The organism is bacterium (assembly GCA_017744355.1).
In the GTDB taxonomy this organism is placed as follows: Bacteria; Cyanobacteriota; Sericytochromatia; order S15B-MN24; family UBA4093; genus JAGIBK01.
On sequence record JAGIBK010000001.1, the window covers coordinates 21,634 to 35,849 of the forward strand.

A 14,216-nucleotide genomic window follows, 5' to 3' on the forward strand; every position below is an offset into this window, starting at 1 on the left:
CCGATGACCGCTTTTGCCGTGATGCGCGTGATCGCGCGCCGCCAGTTCCAAGAGGCCGCCCTCGCCCCGCGCGGGACGTTCCTTGCGATCTTCTGGGCCCTGCTCGTGCTCCTCGCCGTCTGGTCGGGCACCCTCGCTGCCAGCTCGGCCGTCGAGAGCCACCAGGCCTCGGCCTCCGTCGCCCGAGACGCCTACGAGCGCTGGGTGGGCCTCTACCCGGAAGGGGATTGGCGCCCGGTCTACATGGCCGTCGAGAATCCGCTCTTGCTCCAGAAGCCGCCCGCCCCCGCGCGGGCCCTCTCGGGCGGGATCGACGACCTCGCGGGATCCTGGGCGATCCCGACGGGCTTCCACCTGCGCGAGCTGGACGGCCGAAAGGCGGACCTCTCGCCGCTCGGGACCTTGCTCGGTGGCCTGGACCTTGCGGGTCTGGTCGCGCTCGTTGGAGCCCTCGCAGCCCTCGCCCTCGGCTTCGATGCGGTGTCGGGCGAGCGCGAGCGGGGCACCCTCGCCCTCCACTTCGCGAACCCCATCGGGCGCGGGACCTTCATCTTCGGCAAAGCCCTCGGCACCCTCGGGGCCCTCGGCCTGGTGCTGGGGCTGCCACTGCTCATGGGCCTCGGGGCACTGCTTGCGCTGGGGGCGATCGCATCCACGCCCGAGAACCTCGCGCGGGTGGGGGCCTTCTTCTTCGCTTCGCTGCTCTACCTTGCCCTCTGGAGCCTGCTCGCGGTGGCGGTCTCGGCCTCGGTACGCCGCTCGGCCACGAGCTTCGTGGTGCTCGCGGGCGTCTGGCTGCTGCTTGCGATCGCCCTGCCCAAGGTCGCCCTGGCAACGGCCAACCGCATGCACCCGCTGCCCGCGCCGGTCGCCCTGGAGCAGAAGCTTTCCAAGGCCCTCGACGCCTCCAAGGACTACTACCGGGCCGAGTTCGGCAAGTGGAAGGACGCCCACGGGGGCCAGCGGCCGGACGCGAAGGCGACCGCCGAGCTCAAGCTCTCGTATTACGCCTTCCACCGCAAGCAGCTCGACGCCATCGTGGCGGACTACGAGGGCACCCTTTCGCGCTGGAACGGAACCTTCGCCCTCGGGGCGCGCCTCTCGCCGTCCTATGCCTATCAGGAGCTCGCCTCGGTGCTCGCAGGCACCGACCCCGAACGCCACCGGACGGTGCTGGCGGCGTTCAATCGCTACCTGTGGGATCTCAAGTTGCAGGCCGAGCAGCGGATCATCGACGGCCAGGATGGTCCTCCCGCCTACGCCGAGCTACCGCGCCTGCGCTTCGAGGAGCCCCGCTTCGCCGAGCGGGTCACCCCTGTCGCCCAGGCCCTCGGCGGCTTCTTGCTCGAGGCCCTCTTCATCGCGGCTCTCGCCCTCCTGGCCTTTCGGCGCTACCCGCTCAAGGCCCAGACCGGCTCCTGACACCAGCTTCCCGTCCTTTCCAGGCCGCCCCTTTGACGGGCGGCCTTTTTGCGGCTATGCTTGCCATGAAATTGCAATATTATTGCTTTAATTATCCCTCGTGAAAGGAGCCCCCCATGGCCCAGCAGTGCATGATCTCGGGCAAGAAGCCCCGAACGGCCAATGCCGTCAGCCACTCCCACCACAAGACCAAGCGCGTCCAGAACCCCAACCTCCAGTGGAAGCGCTTCTTTCTAGACGACGAGAAGCGCTACGTGCGCCTGCGCGTTTCGACCGAGGTCCTGAAGACCATCGGCAAGTACGGCCTGCGCGAGACCATCCGCCGCTACGGGGCCGACCCAGCCCTCTTGCGTCGCTAGGAGGAAGCAGGATGACCAAGCGACTTCCCGTCACGGTCCTCTCGGGCTTCCTCGGCGCCGGCAAGACGACCGTCCTCAACCACGTCCTCCACAACCGTCAGGGCTACAAGGTCGCCGTGATCATCAACGACATGAGCGAGGTGAACATCGACGCGGCCCTGGTGCGCGGAGGCGAGGCGAGCCTCAACCGCACCGAGGAGAAGCTCGTCGAGATGTCCAACGGCTGCATCTGCTGCACCTTGCGCGAGGACCTGCTCGTCGAGGTCAAGCGATTGGCGGATGAGGGACGATTCGATTACCTGCTCATCGAGTCCACCGGCATCTCGGAGCCCGTCCCGGTCGCCGAGACCTTCACCTTCACCGACGACGAGGGCCAGAGCCTCTCGTCGATCGCTCGCCTCGACACCATGGTGACGGTGGTGGACGCCCTCAACTTCCTCAGGGATTACGAGGAGAGCGATTACCTGGCGGACCGAGGTGCTGCCCTCGACGAGACCGACGAGCGTACGGTGGTGGACCTCTTGATCGATCAGGTCGAGTTCGCCGACGTCATCCTGATCAACAAGACGGACCTGGTCTCGCTTTCGGAGGTCGAGCGCCTGGAAGGGATCCTCCGCGCCCTGAATCCCTCGGCCGAGATCCACCGGGTCGCGCGCGGCCAAGTGCCCCTCGCGGCGGTGCTGGACACGGGCAAGTTCGACTTCGAGAAGGCCTCGCGTGCGCCCGGCTGGCTTGCGACCCTGCGCGGCGAGGAGGTGCCCGAATCGCAGGAGTACGGCATCTCGACCTTCGTCTACCGGGCCTGGCGCCCTTTCCATCCCCAGCGCTTCAACGACCTGCTTCAGGAGGAGTGGAAGGGGGTCTTGCGCTCCAAGGGCTTCTTCTGGCTGGCGAGCCGGATGCCGTTCGTGGGGATGTGGTCCCAGGCGGGTGCCGCCTGCGGCTTCGAGCCCATGGGCGTCTGGTGGGCCGAGAGCCTCGACGAGGGGGACTGGCCGGCGGATCCGGAGCTGCGCGCGCAGATCCAGGCCAATTGGCAGGAGCCCTTCGGCGATCGCCGCCAGGAGCTCGTCTTCATTGGCCTGGAGCTGGATCAGGCCGCCTGGACCGCGGAACTCGACGCTTGCCTGCTGACCGACGAGGAGATGGCGCTTGGGCCCGAGGCCTGGAAGCAATTGCCCGATCCCTTCCCCTTCTGGAAGCTCGCCGATGAAGAGGTGCTGCAAGAGGAGGCCGCCGCGCCGGTCTCTTGAGCCCCGCCCCTCGGGGGGCTAAGATCCACCTCGCGAAGCGCACGCGGGAGCGAGGCGGTCATGGATGCTGGCACGGTCACGCTCGCCTTCATGGGCGACGTCATGCTGGGGCGGGGCGTCAACGAGGCGCTCCGCGGGCTTCCCCCGGAGGCCCCGTGGGGGACGGTGCTGCCTTGCTTGCAACGGGCCGACGCGGCGATCGCGAACCTGGAGTGCGCCCTGACGGATCACGCCGCGCCGTGGGCCCGTACCCCCAAGGTCTTCCACTTCCGGGCCGAGCCCTGGGCCGCCCAGGTCCTGAAGGCCGCCAACATCCGCTGCGTCAACCTCGCGAACAACCATTCCCTCGATTTCGAGGAAAGAGGTCTGCTCGATACCCTCCGCTCCTTGGACGCGGAGGGTATCGCGCATGCGGGAGCCGGCCGGAACGAGCAGGAGGCCCGTACCCCCGCCCTCTTCGAGGCGAAAGGCCTTTCGGTCGCGGTCATCGGGATGACGGACAATGAGCCCGCCTTTGCGGCCGGGCCCGAGCATCCCGGCACCCAGTACCTGCCGATCGGCACGGATTCAGCCACCCTCGCGCGGATCGAGGGGGTGGTCCGGGCGGCCAGAGCCCAGGGCGCGGACCTCGTCGTCCTCTCCCTTCACTGGGGGCCGAACATGGTGACCGAGCCCCCCGCGCACTTTCGCGCTTTCGCGCACGCGGCCCTCGCCTGTGGCGTCGACGTGCTTCACGGGCACTCCGCCCACCTCTTCCAGGCGGTGGAGCGCCACGGGGACGGCCTCATCCTGTACGACGCGGGGGACTTCCTGGACGATTACGTGGTTGATCCGAGCCTGCGTAATGATTGGTCCTTCTTGTTCCTGCTCGAGCTGAGGGGGACGTCGCTCCATCGCCTCAGGATGTTGCCCGTTCGCTTGAGGTTCGCCCGGGTGGACCTTGCTGAGGGCACGGAGTTCGAGGCCATCCGTACACGGATGGAAAGCCGGTGCCGCCCCTTCGAGACGGCCCTGCGCGAGACGCCGGAAGGCCTGGAGCTCTCGATGGCCTCTGAAGGGAGAGGGGCTCCATGATGCCCCGCGGGTGGATCTTCGGGCTGGAGGGCCAGGAGGCCTTGGTCGAGGCGCTGGCCCCGGCCACGGGCTTTGAACGGGGCAGGGCCGAGCTCGGGGGCTTCACGGACGGGGAGCGGATGGTGCGGCTCGGCGAGGAGCTGGCGGGTTTGCCCGTCGTGCTGGTGGGAGCGACCTCACCGCCGGTGGACTCGCGCGTCCTGACGCTGGCCTTCATGGCGGATGCGGCCCGGCGCGCCGGAGCAGTCCGGATCGTCGCCGTGGTGCCCTATTTCGGCTACGCACGCGGCGAGCGCCTCGCCCACCCGGGCGCGCCCATCCCGTGCCGGGTGGTCGCCGATCTCTTGCAGGGAAGCGGCATTACCGACCTGGTCACCCTGGATCTGCACAGCCCCGCGATCGCAGGCTTCTTCACCGTGCCGGTGGTCGAGGCCAGTGCCCTTGGCCTGCTCGCATCCCGCTTCGCGGGAGCCAGCGCGCGCCGCACGGTCGTCGTCTCGCCTGATGCGGGCGGGATCAAGCGCGCAAGCCATGTCGCTAGCCTGCTCGGCGTTCCGCTCGGGGTCGCCCTCAAGCAGCGCCTGGCGCCCGACTCTCCGAGGGTGCTCCAGCTCTTTGGAGACATCGAGGGCAAGGAGGCGCTCGTTGTCGACGACATGGTGACGACCGGCGGCACTATCCAGCAGGTCACGGCCCAGCTTCGGCAGCACGGCGCGAGCGCCATCGACGTGGCGGCGGTCCACCCCGTCATGGCAGGAGAGGCCGAGGGCTTGCTCCGTTCGCTCGGTATCCGGCGCTTCGTCGTGAGCGATTCGATTCCCTTTACGCCGACCCCCTGGCCGGGGTTCGAAGTGGTGTCCAGCGCCCCCGTGCTGGCCGAGGCTCTGGCGCGCTGCCTCGGGCCTACGCGTTGAGCCGGGCTTGCCCATTGGCGCCAAAGCCTCCCGCGCCTATTATGGCCGCAGCGGGCCTGGGGCCCGAGAGCGCCTGCCTGTAGGCCGAAGCTCGGCGCGGCCCCGGGAAGGAAGCTGGCAGCCAAGGAGGTGGGGCGTGAGCACGGTCGTGGGAAAGGCGCAAGGTTGCGTCGTGCTGGGGCTCGGCGAGAAGAACGGTATCACCGATCATCACCCGCTGAACCTCGACAAGATGAAGGATTTGCTGGTGGTCGATGTGGACCACTTCTTAGCTGACGAAGCGGGCGTCGAGGCCCTGGTGCGGGACGCGGTGCAGCACCGCAACCAGCCCGAGAAGAACTACGCCGAGCTCAAGAATGAACGGGACGCCCTGCTCGAAAAGGTGAAGGCCGTCCGGGCGATCGCGAAGGACTACCGGGTCGAGGACCGGCACGTCTGTCCCGAGGACCTGCTCGCGATCACCGGCGAATAAGCAAAGAGGCCCCCGGCGCCTGCGCGCCGGGGGCCCAAGGCCAGAGCCTCGCTTTACGCGTGCTTGGTCTTCTTGTGGAAGGTGCGAAGGGCCTTGATCAGGTCCTGGTCGCTGCCGGCCTCGGTGAGGTCCTCGAGCGAGACCATCCCCATCAGGCGGCCGTTGTCGATGACGGGCAGACGGCGCACGTTGTGCTGGAGCATGGTCTGGATCGCCTCTTCGACGTTGCTGTTCGGGCCGATCGTCACGAGGGCCTTGGTCATGATGGCCTTGACGGGCTGGTTGATCTCGCCCTTGGCGACGGCGTTGATGGCGATGTCGCGGTCGGTCACGACCCCGACGAGCTGGCCGTTATCCTCGACAGGGATCAGCCCGATGTTCTCTTGACGCATCTTCTGGGCCACCTCGGGAACCATGGTGATCGAGGTGACCTTGACGAGGTTCTTGCTCATCAGCTGGTTGACTTTCATGGTGTTTCTCCTTTGGGTGGGACACACGGCGCGGTACGAAGCAATTAAGCTGGAGTAATCTTTACATAACTTTATTAAGAAATCAACCAGTATTTTGCGATCGCCCTGCGCCCCTGACGAGACGTCACGCTGCCGGGATCCATTGAGCGGTGAGGAGCCGCCCTCGGGCGTCAGAACCGGGCGGTGGAAAAGTTCAAGGTTAGCTTAAGAAAATCTTAAGAGATACTTGACTTTTGCCTGCTTATTGCAATACTCTTGAACAAGAGGGGCGCGTCCATAGACGCCTCGGCTTTCAAACGTAGAACCGTAGTAGCAAGAGAGGTTTCTCACGATGATGAAGAAGATGGCCCTTGCCCTGATCGCGGCGGCCTTCACCATGGGCGCCGGCAGCGCGCTCGCCTGCAACGACCCCGAGTGCCCGCATCCCCCGAAGCCCCCCAAGATCACCGTCGATTGCAACGATCCGGAGTGCCCGCACCCCCCCAAGCCCCCCAAGGCTACCATCGCTTGCAACGACCCCGAGTGCCCCCATCCCCCCAAGCCCCCCAAGGCGCTCGCGTAAACCTTTCGAACCCCGTCGCCACGGCGACGGGGTTTTCGCATGAAAGCGGCCCCGCCCCTCGCGCGAGGGGCGGGGCCTGCCTGTGGCCGGCTCAGTAGCGGCTAGGACCGCCTGCCGGGCGGCGCTCCTGCGGCTCCGAGACCTTGACGGTGATGGCGCGGCCGGAGAGCAAGGTCCCGTCAAGGGTCTCGATCGCCTTCTGGGCGAGCTCGGGGGTGGCCATCTCGACGAAGCCGAAGCCACGTGAGCGCTGGGTCTCGCGATCGCGCGCGATGCGCGCCGAGACCACGTCGCCTACCCGGGCGAAGTGGGCGCGGAGGTCCTCGTCGGTGGCGGCGAAGGCCAGGCCGGCGATGAAGAGCTTGTTGGTCATGGGGTCTTCCTTTCGAAACATGGGACGCGGAGCCGGCCTTTACTTGCTTTCCTTGAACTCCAGGTGGCGCTTGACGACCGGGTCGTACTTCCTGAGGACCAGACGGTCCGGGTCGTTGCGCTTGTTCTTGGTCGTGACATAGGTGACGTGACTCTCCGTGCTCTTCAGCTTGATGATGATCCGAGTGCCGCTCGCGGCCATGATGATACCTCCAGAGGTGCTCAGGCGTGACAGACGTTCTGAGCGCGCAGGCCGCGCGCCGAGTGGGCGGCCTCGAAGCTGACTCGCGAACCTGCGCTGAGCTGGTGCATCGTCAGGGTCAGGAGGCTGCTCTCGTTGAAGTAGTAGTCCTGGTCGTCGTCGCCACGCAAGAAGCCGAAGCCCTTGTCCTGCAGGACCTTGAGGACCGTGCCGTTCAGGACGCCCGGCGTCAGGCGAGGGGACGAACGGAACGCACCGGCTGCACGCGAATGCTCGCGGGGACGATTCTGAGGGATCGGACGCGCGCCGTCAGCAAAAGGGCAGGCCTCATAGCGCGCATGGTCGCCGTTCTTGCGGGCGCGCCGGGCGCCGAGGCATCGTTTGGGCGCTTGTGTAAGGCCCTTGAGGGCAAAGAATTCTTGCTCACCGCAGCTCCAGGTGAAGGTGCCGCCGCAGGCGTCGCAGGCGAGTTGCTGGTCTTGAAAGTCCATGGATCGGGCTCCTAATCGTGGGGGTCAGGACGGGTCGGGGGCGGAGACGGAGTCGGCGAGCGGGTCGGGCAGGGGAACCGCGGCGGGCAGCCGCGTTTCGAGGGCGCAGGCTGCCACGTCCTCGAAGCGGAACGCCCAGAGCATTCCGCGACTTGCGCCCGAGTGGAAGAGCGAGAAGTACCCGTCCTCCACGTCCTGAACGCGGCCGTGGAAGTAGGTGTCGGGCACCCCGCGAATGTAGACCTTGGCCTCGCAGCCGCTGTGGAAGGCTTCTCGAATCATCCGTTCGAACATGCGCATCTCCTTGGTTGTTAATGCAATAATATTGCTTTTAATACATCTAGGGTGTTCTTGTCAATGCAAAGATATTGCATTTATGGGATTGCGAATGTGAAAGGGCCCTGCGTGATTCACGCAGGGCCCTGGGGGAAGATGCGACGTCAGGCGTGTTTGGGGGATGGCACGAGGGCCCGGGCTGAGAGGGCGAGCACCGCGAGCAGCGCGCAGAACACGCTCTGGCTCGCGCCGACCGGGAAGTCCCCGAAGAAGGCCAGCATGTAGCCGCCGACGCCGCCGAGGGCCCCGAAGAGGGCCGCGAGGAGCATGGCGGCGGTCGGGTTGCGCGCCAGGGCGATTGCCGCCATGGCGGGCAGCACGCTGAAGGCGAAGACCGGCAGCGCCCCGAGCGCGCGGGTGGCGATCGAGACGGTGAAGGCGATCGCCACCAGGATGAAGCCAGCCAGGAAGCTCACGGGCAGCCCCCGCACCTTGGCCCCGTCCGGGTCGAAGCTCGAGAAGACGAGCCCGCGCCGCCACCAGACCATCAAGGCGATGAGGACCAGGGCCGTGACCAGGACCCAGGCGGTATCGGAGGGCCGTACCAGCACGCCGGTCCCGAAGAGGATGGCCTGGATGTCGTGGGCCTCCTGGGTGATCCGGGTGCCCACCATGAGCGTGCCCGCGGCACCCACCAGGTAGGCCATCCCGAGCAGGCCCTCGCGGCTGAGGCGGCCTTTCGGCTCCTTCCGCAAGAGGCCCGCGGCCAAGAGCGTCAGCACCAGTGCCCCGAGGCGCGGGTCCGCGAGGCTCGCGGCGATTCCCAGGTGGATCTGGGCGAAGAAGGCGAGCGCCACTCCGAGGCCCGCCGCCTGGGAGAGGGCGGCCGAGATGAAGACCATCCGGCGCAGGACGATGAACACCCCGAGCATCCCGAGGACGGCCCCGGCCCCCATGCCGCAGAGGATGGGGTCGCGGAACAGCTCCCAGCCGTTCAGGAAGTCCAGAAGGGGCTGCATGACGTCAGGCATTGGCGGAACGCTCCTCGTGGGGTTGCGGGTTCAAGGGCGTCAGCTCGCCCGTCAGGCCGGCGAACTGGCGGCGGAAGGTGGAGTCGGCGGCGACCGCGGAAACGGGCCCCACCAGGGCCTTCTGGTGCTCGGCGTCCACGAAGAGGACCTGGTCGGCGGCCTTGACCGCCGCGGGCAGGTGGTGGCTGACCAAGAGGACCGCCGTGTTCAGCTGCTTGCGCAGCCGATCGAGCAAGTCGATCGCCTCTTGCTCGGCGGTCAGGTCCATGGCCGAGGTGGGCTCGTCGAGCAGCATGAGCTGCGGGCGGGCAGCGAGCGCGCGGGCGAGCAGCACCCGCTGCTTCTGGCCTTCGGAGAGCTCGGTGAAGTTGCGCTCGGCGAGCGCCTCGGTGCCCGTGAAGGCCAAGGCCTCGCGGATCCGATCCTTCTCCTCTTTGCCGAGCCACGGCTTGAGGAAGCTCCAGCCCGCCTCGACCCCCTCGGCGACGATGTCGCGCGCGCGCATGGGCACGATGGGGTCCAGGGCCTGGCGCTGGGGCAGATAGGCGATGCTCGCTCCGGGGGCACGCCCGAGCGCGCCGCCCACTGGCGCAAGCAGGCCCAGGATGGTCTTGAGCAGGGTCGACTTGCCCGAGCCGTTGCGCCCGGCGAGCACCCAGAGCTCCCCGGGCTGGATGGCGAAGGAGAGGGGCGGCAGCACCGCCTTCCCCTGGTATCCGACCAAAAGCCCGTTCGCCTCGACGACGGGCCTCACTTCGCTAGTGGGCATGGTCGTGCGCGCCGCCCTCGATGACGAGGCTCAAAGAGGCTTCCTGGGTGGGGCCGAAGTGCAGGTAGTAGCTGCCCACGCCGAGCTCCGCCACGTAGTGCTGCTTGATCAGGCTGTTGGCGATGGCACCGCCCGTTTCCTCGATTTCGACCGTCTCGCCTGCCGCGTCCTTGAGGGCGAGCGGCACGTCGGCGTTGAGGAAGAAGGTGTAATCGCCCGCCTCGGCGCTGTCGAACTTGACCTTGCCGACCATCTCGCTGCCGCTCGAAACGAGCGTGACGTCGTAGCGGTGGTGGTCGCTGCCCACCTTGGGCGCCTCGCTGTCGGCCGCGTCGAGCGCGATGGCCGTGAGCGTCTTGGCAGGGCCTTCGGCCATGTGCTCGATTGCCTCGGCGTTCGCCTCTTGGTGCGTGTCGTGGCTGGGGGTCGGGGTGGGCGTCGCGCTCGGGGTGACGCCGCCGTCGAGGGTGCAGCCTGCGGTGTAGAGGCTGAGCGCAAGGGCCAACGAGGCAGCCGCCATGGGGGCAAAGCGGGAGTTGAGCTTGAACATTGGTGGTCTCCTTATTGGGCGCTTAGCGCGTCACATCGAGGGTAAAGGTGCTCTGGGCGAAGTTCTCGGCGAGCTGGGCGCTCGCGGTGGCATCCGCCGATAAGTCAATGGAGCCGGGAAGTGCGGCCAGGCGCTTCCAGTCGAGCTGGTCCAGGAGCTTCTCGCTGAGGGCGAGCGCACCTTGGATCTTCACCGCGTCGGGCTGCGAACGGTCGATCTCGACCGTGAGGCGCTTGCTCAGAGGCGAGGGAACGAGCTTGAAGGCGAAGGTTCGGGGCTGGCCGCCGAGCCTGGCTTCGGGGGTGGGATCCTGCACGCTGCCGGTGGCTTCCAGTTGCGCGATGTCGAGGATCGCCTTGGTCCAGGTGCCCTTCGCGAGCATGGCGCTCGGAGTGGCGGCCCCCAGCGGCAGCGCGACGGTGCCTGCAAGCAGGCCGGTCGCGCCCGCGCCGGGGAGGCTCAGCACGGTCGTCTCGCCGGCCTTGCCGCCGTTCATCTCCGCCTGGATCTCCGCGTAATCGACCAGGGCCCCGTCGCTGCGGTGGCAATGGCCGTTGTGGCAGAGGCTGTAGCCGCTCGGCGGGTTGGCGGGATCGAAGGTGCCCCCGGTGCCCGCGCTCGCCGCCGTGGTGGTCGAAAACGAGAGGGCGCGCACCTGGAGGGTGAGGGCCTCCAGCTTCACGCGCATGTTGTTGTCGGTCTTGAGCCAGCCCTGGGCATCCAGCCGGCCGGCGCTCGGGCTGAAGGCGGCCGAGAGGGCGACCGGATGCAAGGTGCCGAAGCCCGCGCCGTCCTGCCAGGCGCAGCCCGCCGCGCCCAGGGCGACGAAGGCGAGGAGCGCGCGCTTCATCGGCCGGTGTCCTTGACGATGGCGGCGTAGGTCTTGTCCGCGAGCTCCTTGACGTAGTCGAGGTAGGTCTGACCCTTTGCGAAGTCGGCGCCGCCGGGCAGCACGACGAGCGTGGCCGGGGCCTTGCTCGCGAGCAGGCTGCCGATGCGGGTCGGGTAGTAGGCCTCTTGCATGATCACGTCCGCGTGGACCTTGCGCATGTGGCCGAGGAGCCATGCCACATGGCCGGGATCGGGCGAGATGCCGGGCTTGGGCTCGATGGTGCCGATGGCGATCAGGTTCAGCCAGTCGAGGAAGTAGATCCACGAGTTGTGGTAGGTGACCACGTGCCGCTCGATGACCTGGAGATCTGCAAAGCGCTTGCTCTGGCTGCCGGCGAGGGCGTCCGCGCCCGCCTTGAGGGCGTTGGCGCGGCGCTTGAAGGCCGCCGCGTTCGCCGGATCGAGGCTCGCGAGCTTGTTGGCGATCCCCACGGCCACGCGGCCGCCGTTGCGCGGGTCCGTCAGGTAGTGAGGGTTGCCGCCCGGGTGGATGTCGCCCATCCCGCGGTCGATCTTCTGCTGGGGGATCTGCTTGAGGGGGACGAGGGTGGAGGCGTCGAGGTAGCCGTTGCCGCCGGGCTGGATCCGGCCGTTGCGCGAGCCGGTGAGCAGCGTGGGCAGCCAGCCGGTTTCGAGCTCGAGGCCGACGACCACGAGCAGGTCGGCCTTGTTGAGGGCCAGGGCCAGGTTGGGGCGCGCGTCCACGAAGTGGGCGTCCTGGTTGGGGTTGGCGAGCGAGGTCACCTCGACGTCGTCGCCGCCGACCTCGCGTGCGATCGCAGCCAGCGTGGGCAGGCTCGTGACCACCTTGACCTTGGCCTCGGCCGCAAGGGGGGTGAGGGCGACGAGGCCGCCGAAGAGGAGGCCTGTGATCCAGTTACGCATGAAGCGGCTCCTTTGGTTAGAAGGCGTGGGCGCCGTGCGCCCCGATGACGGTCTCGAAGGCGAGCATGGCGGCATAGGTCGGCTCACTCACCCAGCGGCGCACATCCGCGCTGCCCTGCAGCCGGATCCGCGTGAACTCGCTCGGCCAGTAGGTCAGGTTGGCGCTCGCGCGCTGGCGGCCCCCGGTCCACTCGGGATCCAAGGGGTCGTTCGCCGTGCCCGTGACCGATTCGTAGCGGGCGGCGACCGCCCAGCTGGGGTCGAACTTCCAGAAGGCCGAGGCGTAGCCACCCATGTCGCCGAGCACCGCGCCGGGTACCTGGCGGCGACGGGCGAGGGCCTCGCAGGTCAGCCCGATGACGGTGGGATCCCCGCTCGTGGCGGGCCGGTACTTGAGGTACAGGTCGGTGCCGTAGATGTCGCTACGGTTGGAACGGCCGCTGCTGTTGGGGCCGGTGGCTCCCGACAGGCCCCACGAGAGGGACCAGGCGTCGCTCAGGGGGAAGAATTGCTTGATGGCGCCGGTGTACTGGAGATCGAGCGGTCCCTGCACCCCCAGGTCCTGGCCGCCGAAGAAGGAGCGCGCGGTGGAGGCGCCGCCCGCCTCGGTGGCCGAGCCCACGACCTCCAGGTACCAGGGCAGGGGCGAGAGCCACGAGAGCTCGGTGCCGAGGCCGCGGTTGCCTTCGCCTCCGAAGAACTTGCCGAGCACCAGGGGCTGGTCGACGAATTCCCAGGCGTGGGGGTGGGTGGGGTTGAGGCGGCCGAAGCGGGTGAGGAACTGGCCCGCGCGCAGCTGCAGGTCGTGGGGCAGCGCGGTCGTGGTGGCGTAGGCCTCCTCGACTTCGACGCCGTACTGGCTGAAGACCAGGTTGCCGTCGAAGCGCCAGAAGGGGTCGACGACCGAGCGAACACTCAGCTCCAGCTGCTGGAGGTTGAAGCCGTTCTTGGAAGGGTCGTGCCCGCCGCGCTGGTCGGGCGTGCGGCTGAAGCCCGCGAGCGATCCGTCCAGGATGAAGCTGAGATCGGGGTTCATGCTCTGGGCGCCCTGGGGGCGGATCGGGGCGGCCTGCGGGGCGGGAGCGTCGTGGGTCAGGGCGTCCAGGATGTCGGCGACGTCTTGGTCATCGACGGGGGCCTCGGCCGGGGCCTGGGCCAGGGCGGGCGCGGCGGCGGCCCAAAGCCCGAAGGCCAAGCCGAGCGCCGTCAGCGGGCGTGACTCGAAGTGCATGGGTGTCCTCTTTTCGGGATCGAGCGCGCATGGCGACTCGACCTTCGACCATCAAGCGTTGAAGGCGAAGAGGACGTGCGGCGGAGCACGGCTGTGGAAGCGCGCAACGAGGACGGCCGGCGGCGCGCGAGCAGGCAGGAGCGAGCGATCGGCCGAGACGAGATGAGCCGTCGCTGGCTGGGGCTCGACGGTGGGCACGTACGGGGTGTGCGCCTTCCAGTCGCAGAGGACGCAGTGCTCCTCGGCGCAGGGGGCGGTCTCGGCGATCGTGACCGGGGCCTGCGCGGCGCTGAGGGTCGGATGGCCCGGGGCCTGCGCTACGTGCGAGTGGAACCCCCCGGAAAGCCCCAGGAGCCAGGCCATGGCCAAGAGAAGGCCTAGCCGGAGGTGGCGCCTGAAGAGGCGTTGGAGGAGGGGGACGTGGTGCAACATAGCTGCATTAACCATAAGTGAAGGGCCCGCGCTTGTCAAACAAGCGCGGGCCCTTGCTCTTGGGTGTCAGGCCTTCTGGGATCGCAGCATCCAGTGGTGTTTCTCGAGGGTCTCGAGGCTCTTGATGAACAGGTCGTGGGTGACCGGGTCCTGCGCTTCGATTTTTTCGAGGCGTTCGCGCTGCCGCTGGATGACGGTGCCCATGCGATCGCACATCAGCTCGATCGCTTGCGCGTCGGGGATCCGGCCCGGCGGCAGGGGATCCAGCCGGCTGTGGCTCGCGACCGTCTTGGCGAGCCCGTCGGGGCTCACGCCGAGGGTCACGCAGCGCTCGGCCATCTCGTCCGAGAGCAGCCGGAACGCATCGACCAGGGTGTCGAGCTGCTGGTGCAGCGAGAGGAAGTTGGGGCCGAACACGTTCCAGTGGGCTTGCTTGCCCAAGAGCGACAGGTCGATCATCTCGACCAGCGAGCTCTGGAGCTCGACGGCCACCCCCTGGATGGCCTGCTCCTTGAGGGGGGATTTGATCTGCGCCACGCTCACCCTCCTTTCAAACCGAG

General features: G+C 67.9%; 20 protein-coding genes. 7 read left to right on the forward strand and 13 right to left on the reverse strand.

Translation table 11 applies throughout. The annotated features are described in order from the left end of the window. Window positions 1–3: 3 nt before the first annotated feature. From J7643_00120 to J7643_00145, 6 genes are all read left to right on the forward strand, one after another. The gene (locus tag J7643_00120) at window positions 4–1,422 is read left to right on the forward strand and encodes an ABC transporter permease subunit (protein MBO9538979.1); all 1,419 of its coding nucleotides are present in this window, start codon (window positions 4–6) and stop codon (window positions 1,420–1,422) included. Window positions 1,423–1,538: 116 nt separating this feature from the next. Then, entirely contained in the window at window positions 1,539–1,781 is a 243-nt protein-coding gene (gene rpmB / locus J7643_00125) for a 50S ribosomal protein L28 (GenBank protein MBO9538980.1), read from the forward strand. A gap of 11 nt (window positions 1,782–1,792) precedes the next feature. Further along, entirely contained in the window at window positions 1,793–3,034 is a 1,242-nt protein-coding gene (zigA, locus tag J7643_00130) for a zinc metallochaperone GTPase ZigA (GenBank protein MBO9538981.1), read from the forward strand. A 60-nt stretch (window positions 3,035–3,094) separates the two neighbouring features. Continuing rightward, entirely contained in the window at window positions 3,095–4,108 is a 1,014-nt protein-coding gene (locus tag J7643_00135) for a CapA family protein (protein MBO9538982.1), read from the forward strand. Next, window positions 4,105–5,022 carry a ribose-phosphate pyrophosphokinase gene (locus J7643_00140; GenBank protein MBO9538983.1) on the forward strand — a complete coding sequence of 306 codons (918 nt, stop codon included), beginning with the start codon at window positions 4,105–4,107 and terminating at the stop codon, window positions 5,020–5,022. The genes J7643_00135 and J7643_00140 overlap by 4 nt, the downstream gene beginning before the upstream one ends. 136 nt (window positions 5,023–5,158) lie before the next feature. Further along, window positions 5,159–5,494 carry a hypothetical protein gene (locus tag J7643_00145; protein ID MBO9538984.1) on the forward strand — a complete coding sequence of 112 codons (336 nt, stop codon included), beginning with the start codon at window positions 5,159–5,161 and terminating at the stop codon, window positions 5,492–5,494. A gap of 53 nt (window positions 5,495–5,547) precedes the next feature. Here the strand turns inward: J7643_00145 and J7643_00150 are convergent, their stop codons facing one another. Further along, entirely contained in the window at window positions 5,548–5,964 is a 417-nt protein-coding gene (locus J7643_00150; protein ID MBO9538985.1) for a CBS domain-containing protein, read from the reverse strand. 331 nt (window positions 5,965–6,295) lie between these two features. Between J7643_00150 and J7643_00155 the strand changes: the two genes are divergently transcribed. Continuing rightward, entirely contained in the window at window positions 6,296–6,526 is a 231-nt protein-coding gene (locus J7643_00155) for a hypothetical protein (GenBank protein MBO9538986.1), read from the forward strand. 91 nt (window positions 6,527–6,617) lie between these two features. Here the strand turns inward: J7643_00155 and J7643_00160 are convergent, their stop codons facing one another. The 12 genes from J7643_00160 to J7643_00215 form a co-directional block, all read right to left on the reverse strand. Then, window positions 6,618–6,899 (reverse strand): RNA-binding protein, encoded by a 282-nt coding sequence (locus J7643_00160; protein MBO9538987.1) that lies wholly within the window; start codon window positions 6,897–6,899, stop codon window positions 6,618–6,620. A gap of 39 nt (window positions 6,900–6,938) precedes the next feature. Then, on the reverse strand, window positions 6,939–7,100 hold the full coding sequence (gene rpmG / locus J7643_00165) for a 50S ribosomal protein L33 (GenBank protein ID MBO9538988.1): 162 nt from the start codon (window positions 7,098–7,100) through the stop codon (window positions 6,939–6,941). 20 nt (window positions 7,101–7,120) lie between these two features. After that, window positions 7,121–7,591: a zinc-ribbon domain containing protein gene (locus J7643_00170; GenBank protein ID MBO9538989.1), complete on the reverse strand. Its 471-nt coding sequence runs from the start codon at window positions 7,589–7,591 to the stop codon at window positions 7,121–7,123. A 24-nt stretch (window positions 7,592–7,615) separates the two neighbouring features. Next, entirely contained in the window at window positions 7,616–7,885 is a 270-nt protein-coding gene (locus J7643_00175) for a hypothetical protein (GenBank protein ID MBO9538990.1), read from the reverse strand. Window positions 7,886–8,031: 146 nt separating this feature from the next. Next, on the reverse strand, window positions 8,032–8,898 hold the full coding sequence (locus J7643_00180; GenBank protein MBO9538991.1) for a metal ABC transporter permease: 867 nt from the start codon (window positions 8,896–8,898) through the stop codon (window positions 8,032–8,034). Next, window positions 8,891–9,667 (reverse strand): metal ABC transporter ATP-binding protein, encoded by a 777-nt coding sequence (locus J7643_00185; protein MBO9538992.1) that lies wholly within the window; start codon window positions 9,665–9,667, stop codon window positions 8,891–8,893. Before J7643_00185 ends, J7643_00180 begins: the two co-directional genes overlap by 8 nt. Continuing rightward, window positions 9,657–10,217: a hypothetical protein gene (locus J7643_00190; GenBank protein MBO9538993.1), complete on the reverse strand. Its 561-nt coding sequence runs from the start codon at window positions 10,215–10,217 to the stop codon at window positions 9,657–9,659. Before J7643_00190 ends, J7643_00185 begins: the two co-directional genes overlap by 11 nt. A 22-nt stretch (window positions 10,218–10,239) precedes the next feature. Next, window positions 10,240–11,067 carry a hypothetical protein gene (locus J7643_00195; protein MBO9538994.1) on the reverse strand — a complete coding sequence of 276 codons (828 nt, stop codon included), beginning with the start codon at window positions 11,065–11,067 and terminating at the stop codon, window positions 10,240–10,242. After that, window positions 11,064–11,993 (reverse strand): zinc ABC transporter substrate-binding protein, encoded by a 930-nt coding sequence (locus tag J7643_00200; GenBank protein MBO9538995.1) that lies wholly within the window; start codon window positions 11,991–11,993, stop codon window positions 11,064–11,066. Before J7643_00200 ends, J7643_00195 begins: the two co-directional genes overlap by 4 nt. A gap of 16 nt (window positions 11,994–12,009) precedes the next feature. Next, window positions 12,010–13,224: a zinc-regulated TonB-dependent outer membrane receptor gene (locus J7643_00205; GenBank protein ID MBO9538996.1), complete on the reverse strand. Its 1,215-nt coding sequence runs from the start codon at window positions 13,222–13,224 to the stop codon at window positions 12,010–12,012. A gap of 51 nt (window positions 13,225–13,275) precedes the next feature. Next, a complete protein-coding gene (locus J7643_00210) occupies window positions 13,276–13,656 on the reverse strand; it encodes a hypothetical protein (GenBank protein ID MBO9538997.1) in 381 nt (126 codons plus the stop codon). 66 nt (window positions 13,657–13,722) lie between these two features. Then, window positions 13,723–14,193 carry a DNA starvation/stationary phase protection protein gene (locus tag J7643_00215; GenBank protein ID MBO9538998.1) on the reverse strand — a complete coding sequence of 157 codons (471 nt, stop codon included), beginning with the start codon at window positions 14,191–14,193 and terminating at the stop codon, window positions 13,723–13,725. Window positions 14,194–14,216 lie beyond the last annotated feature (23 nt).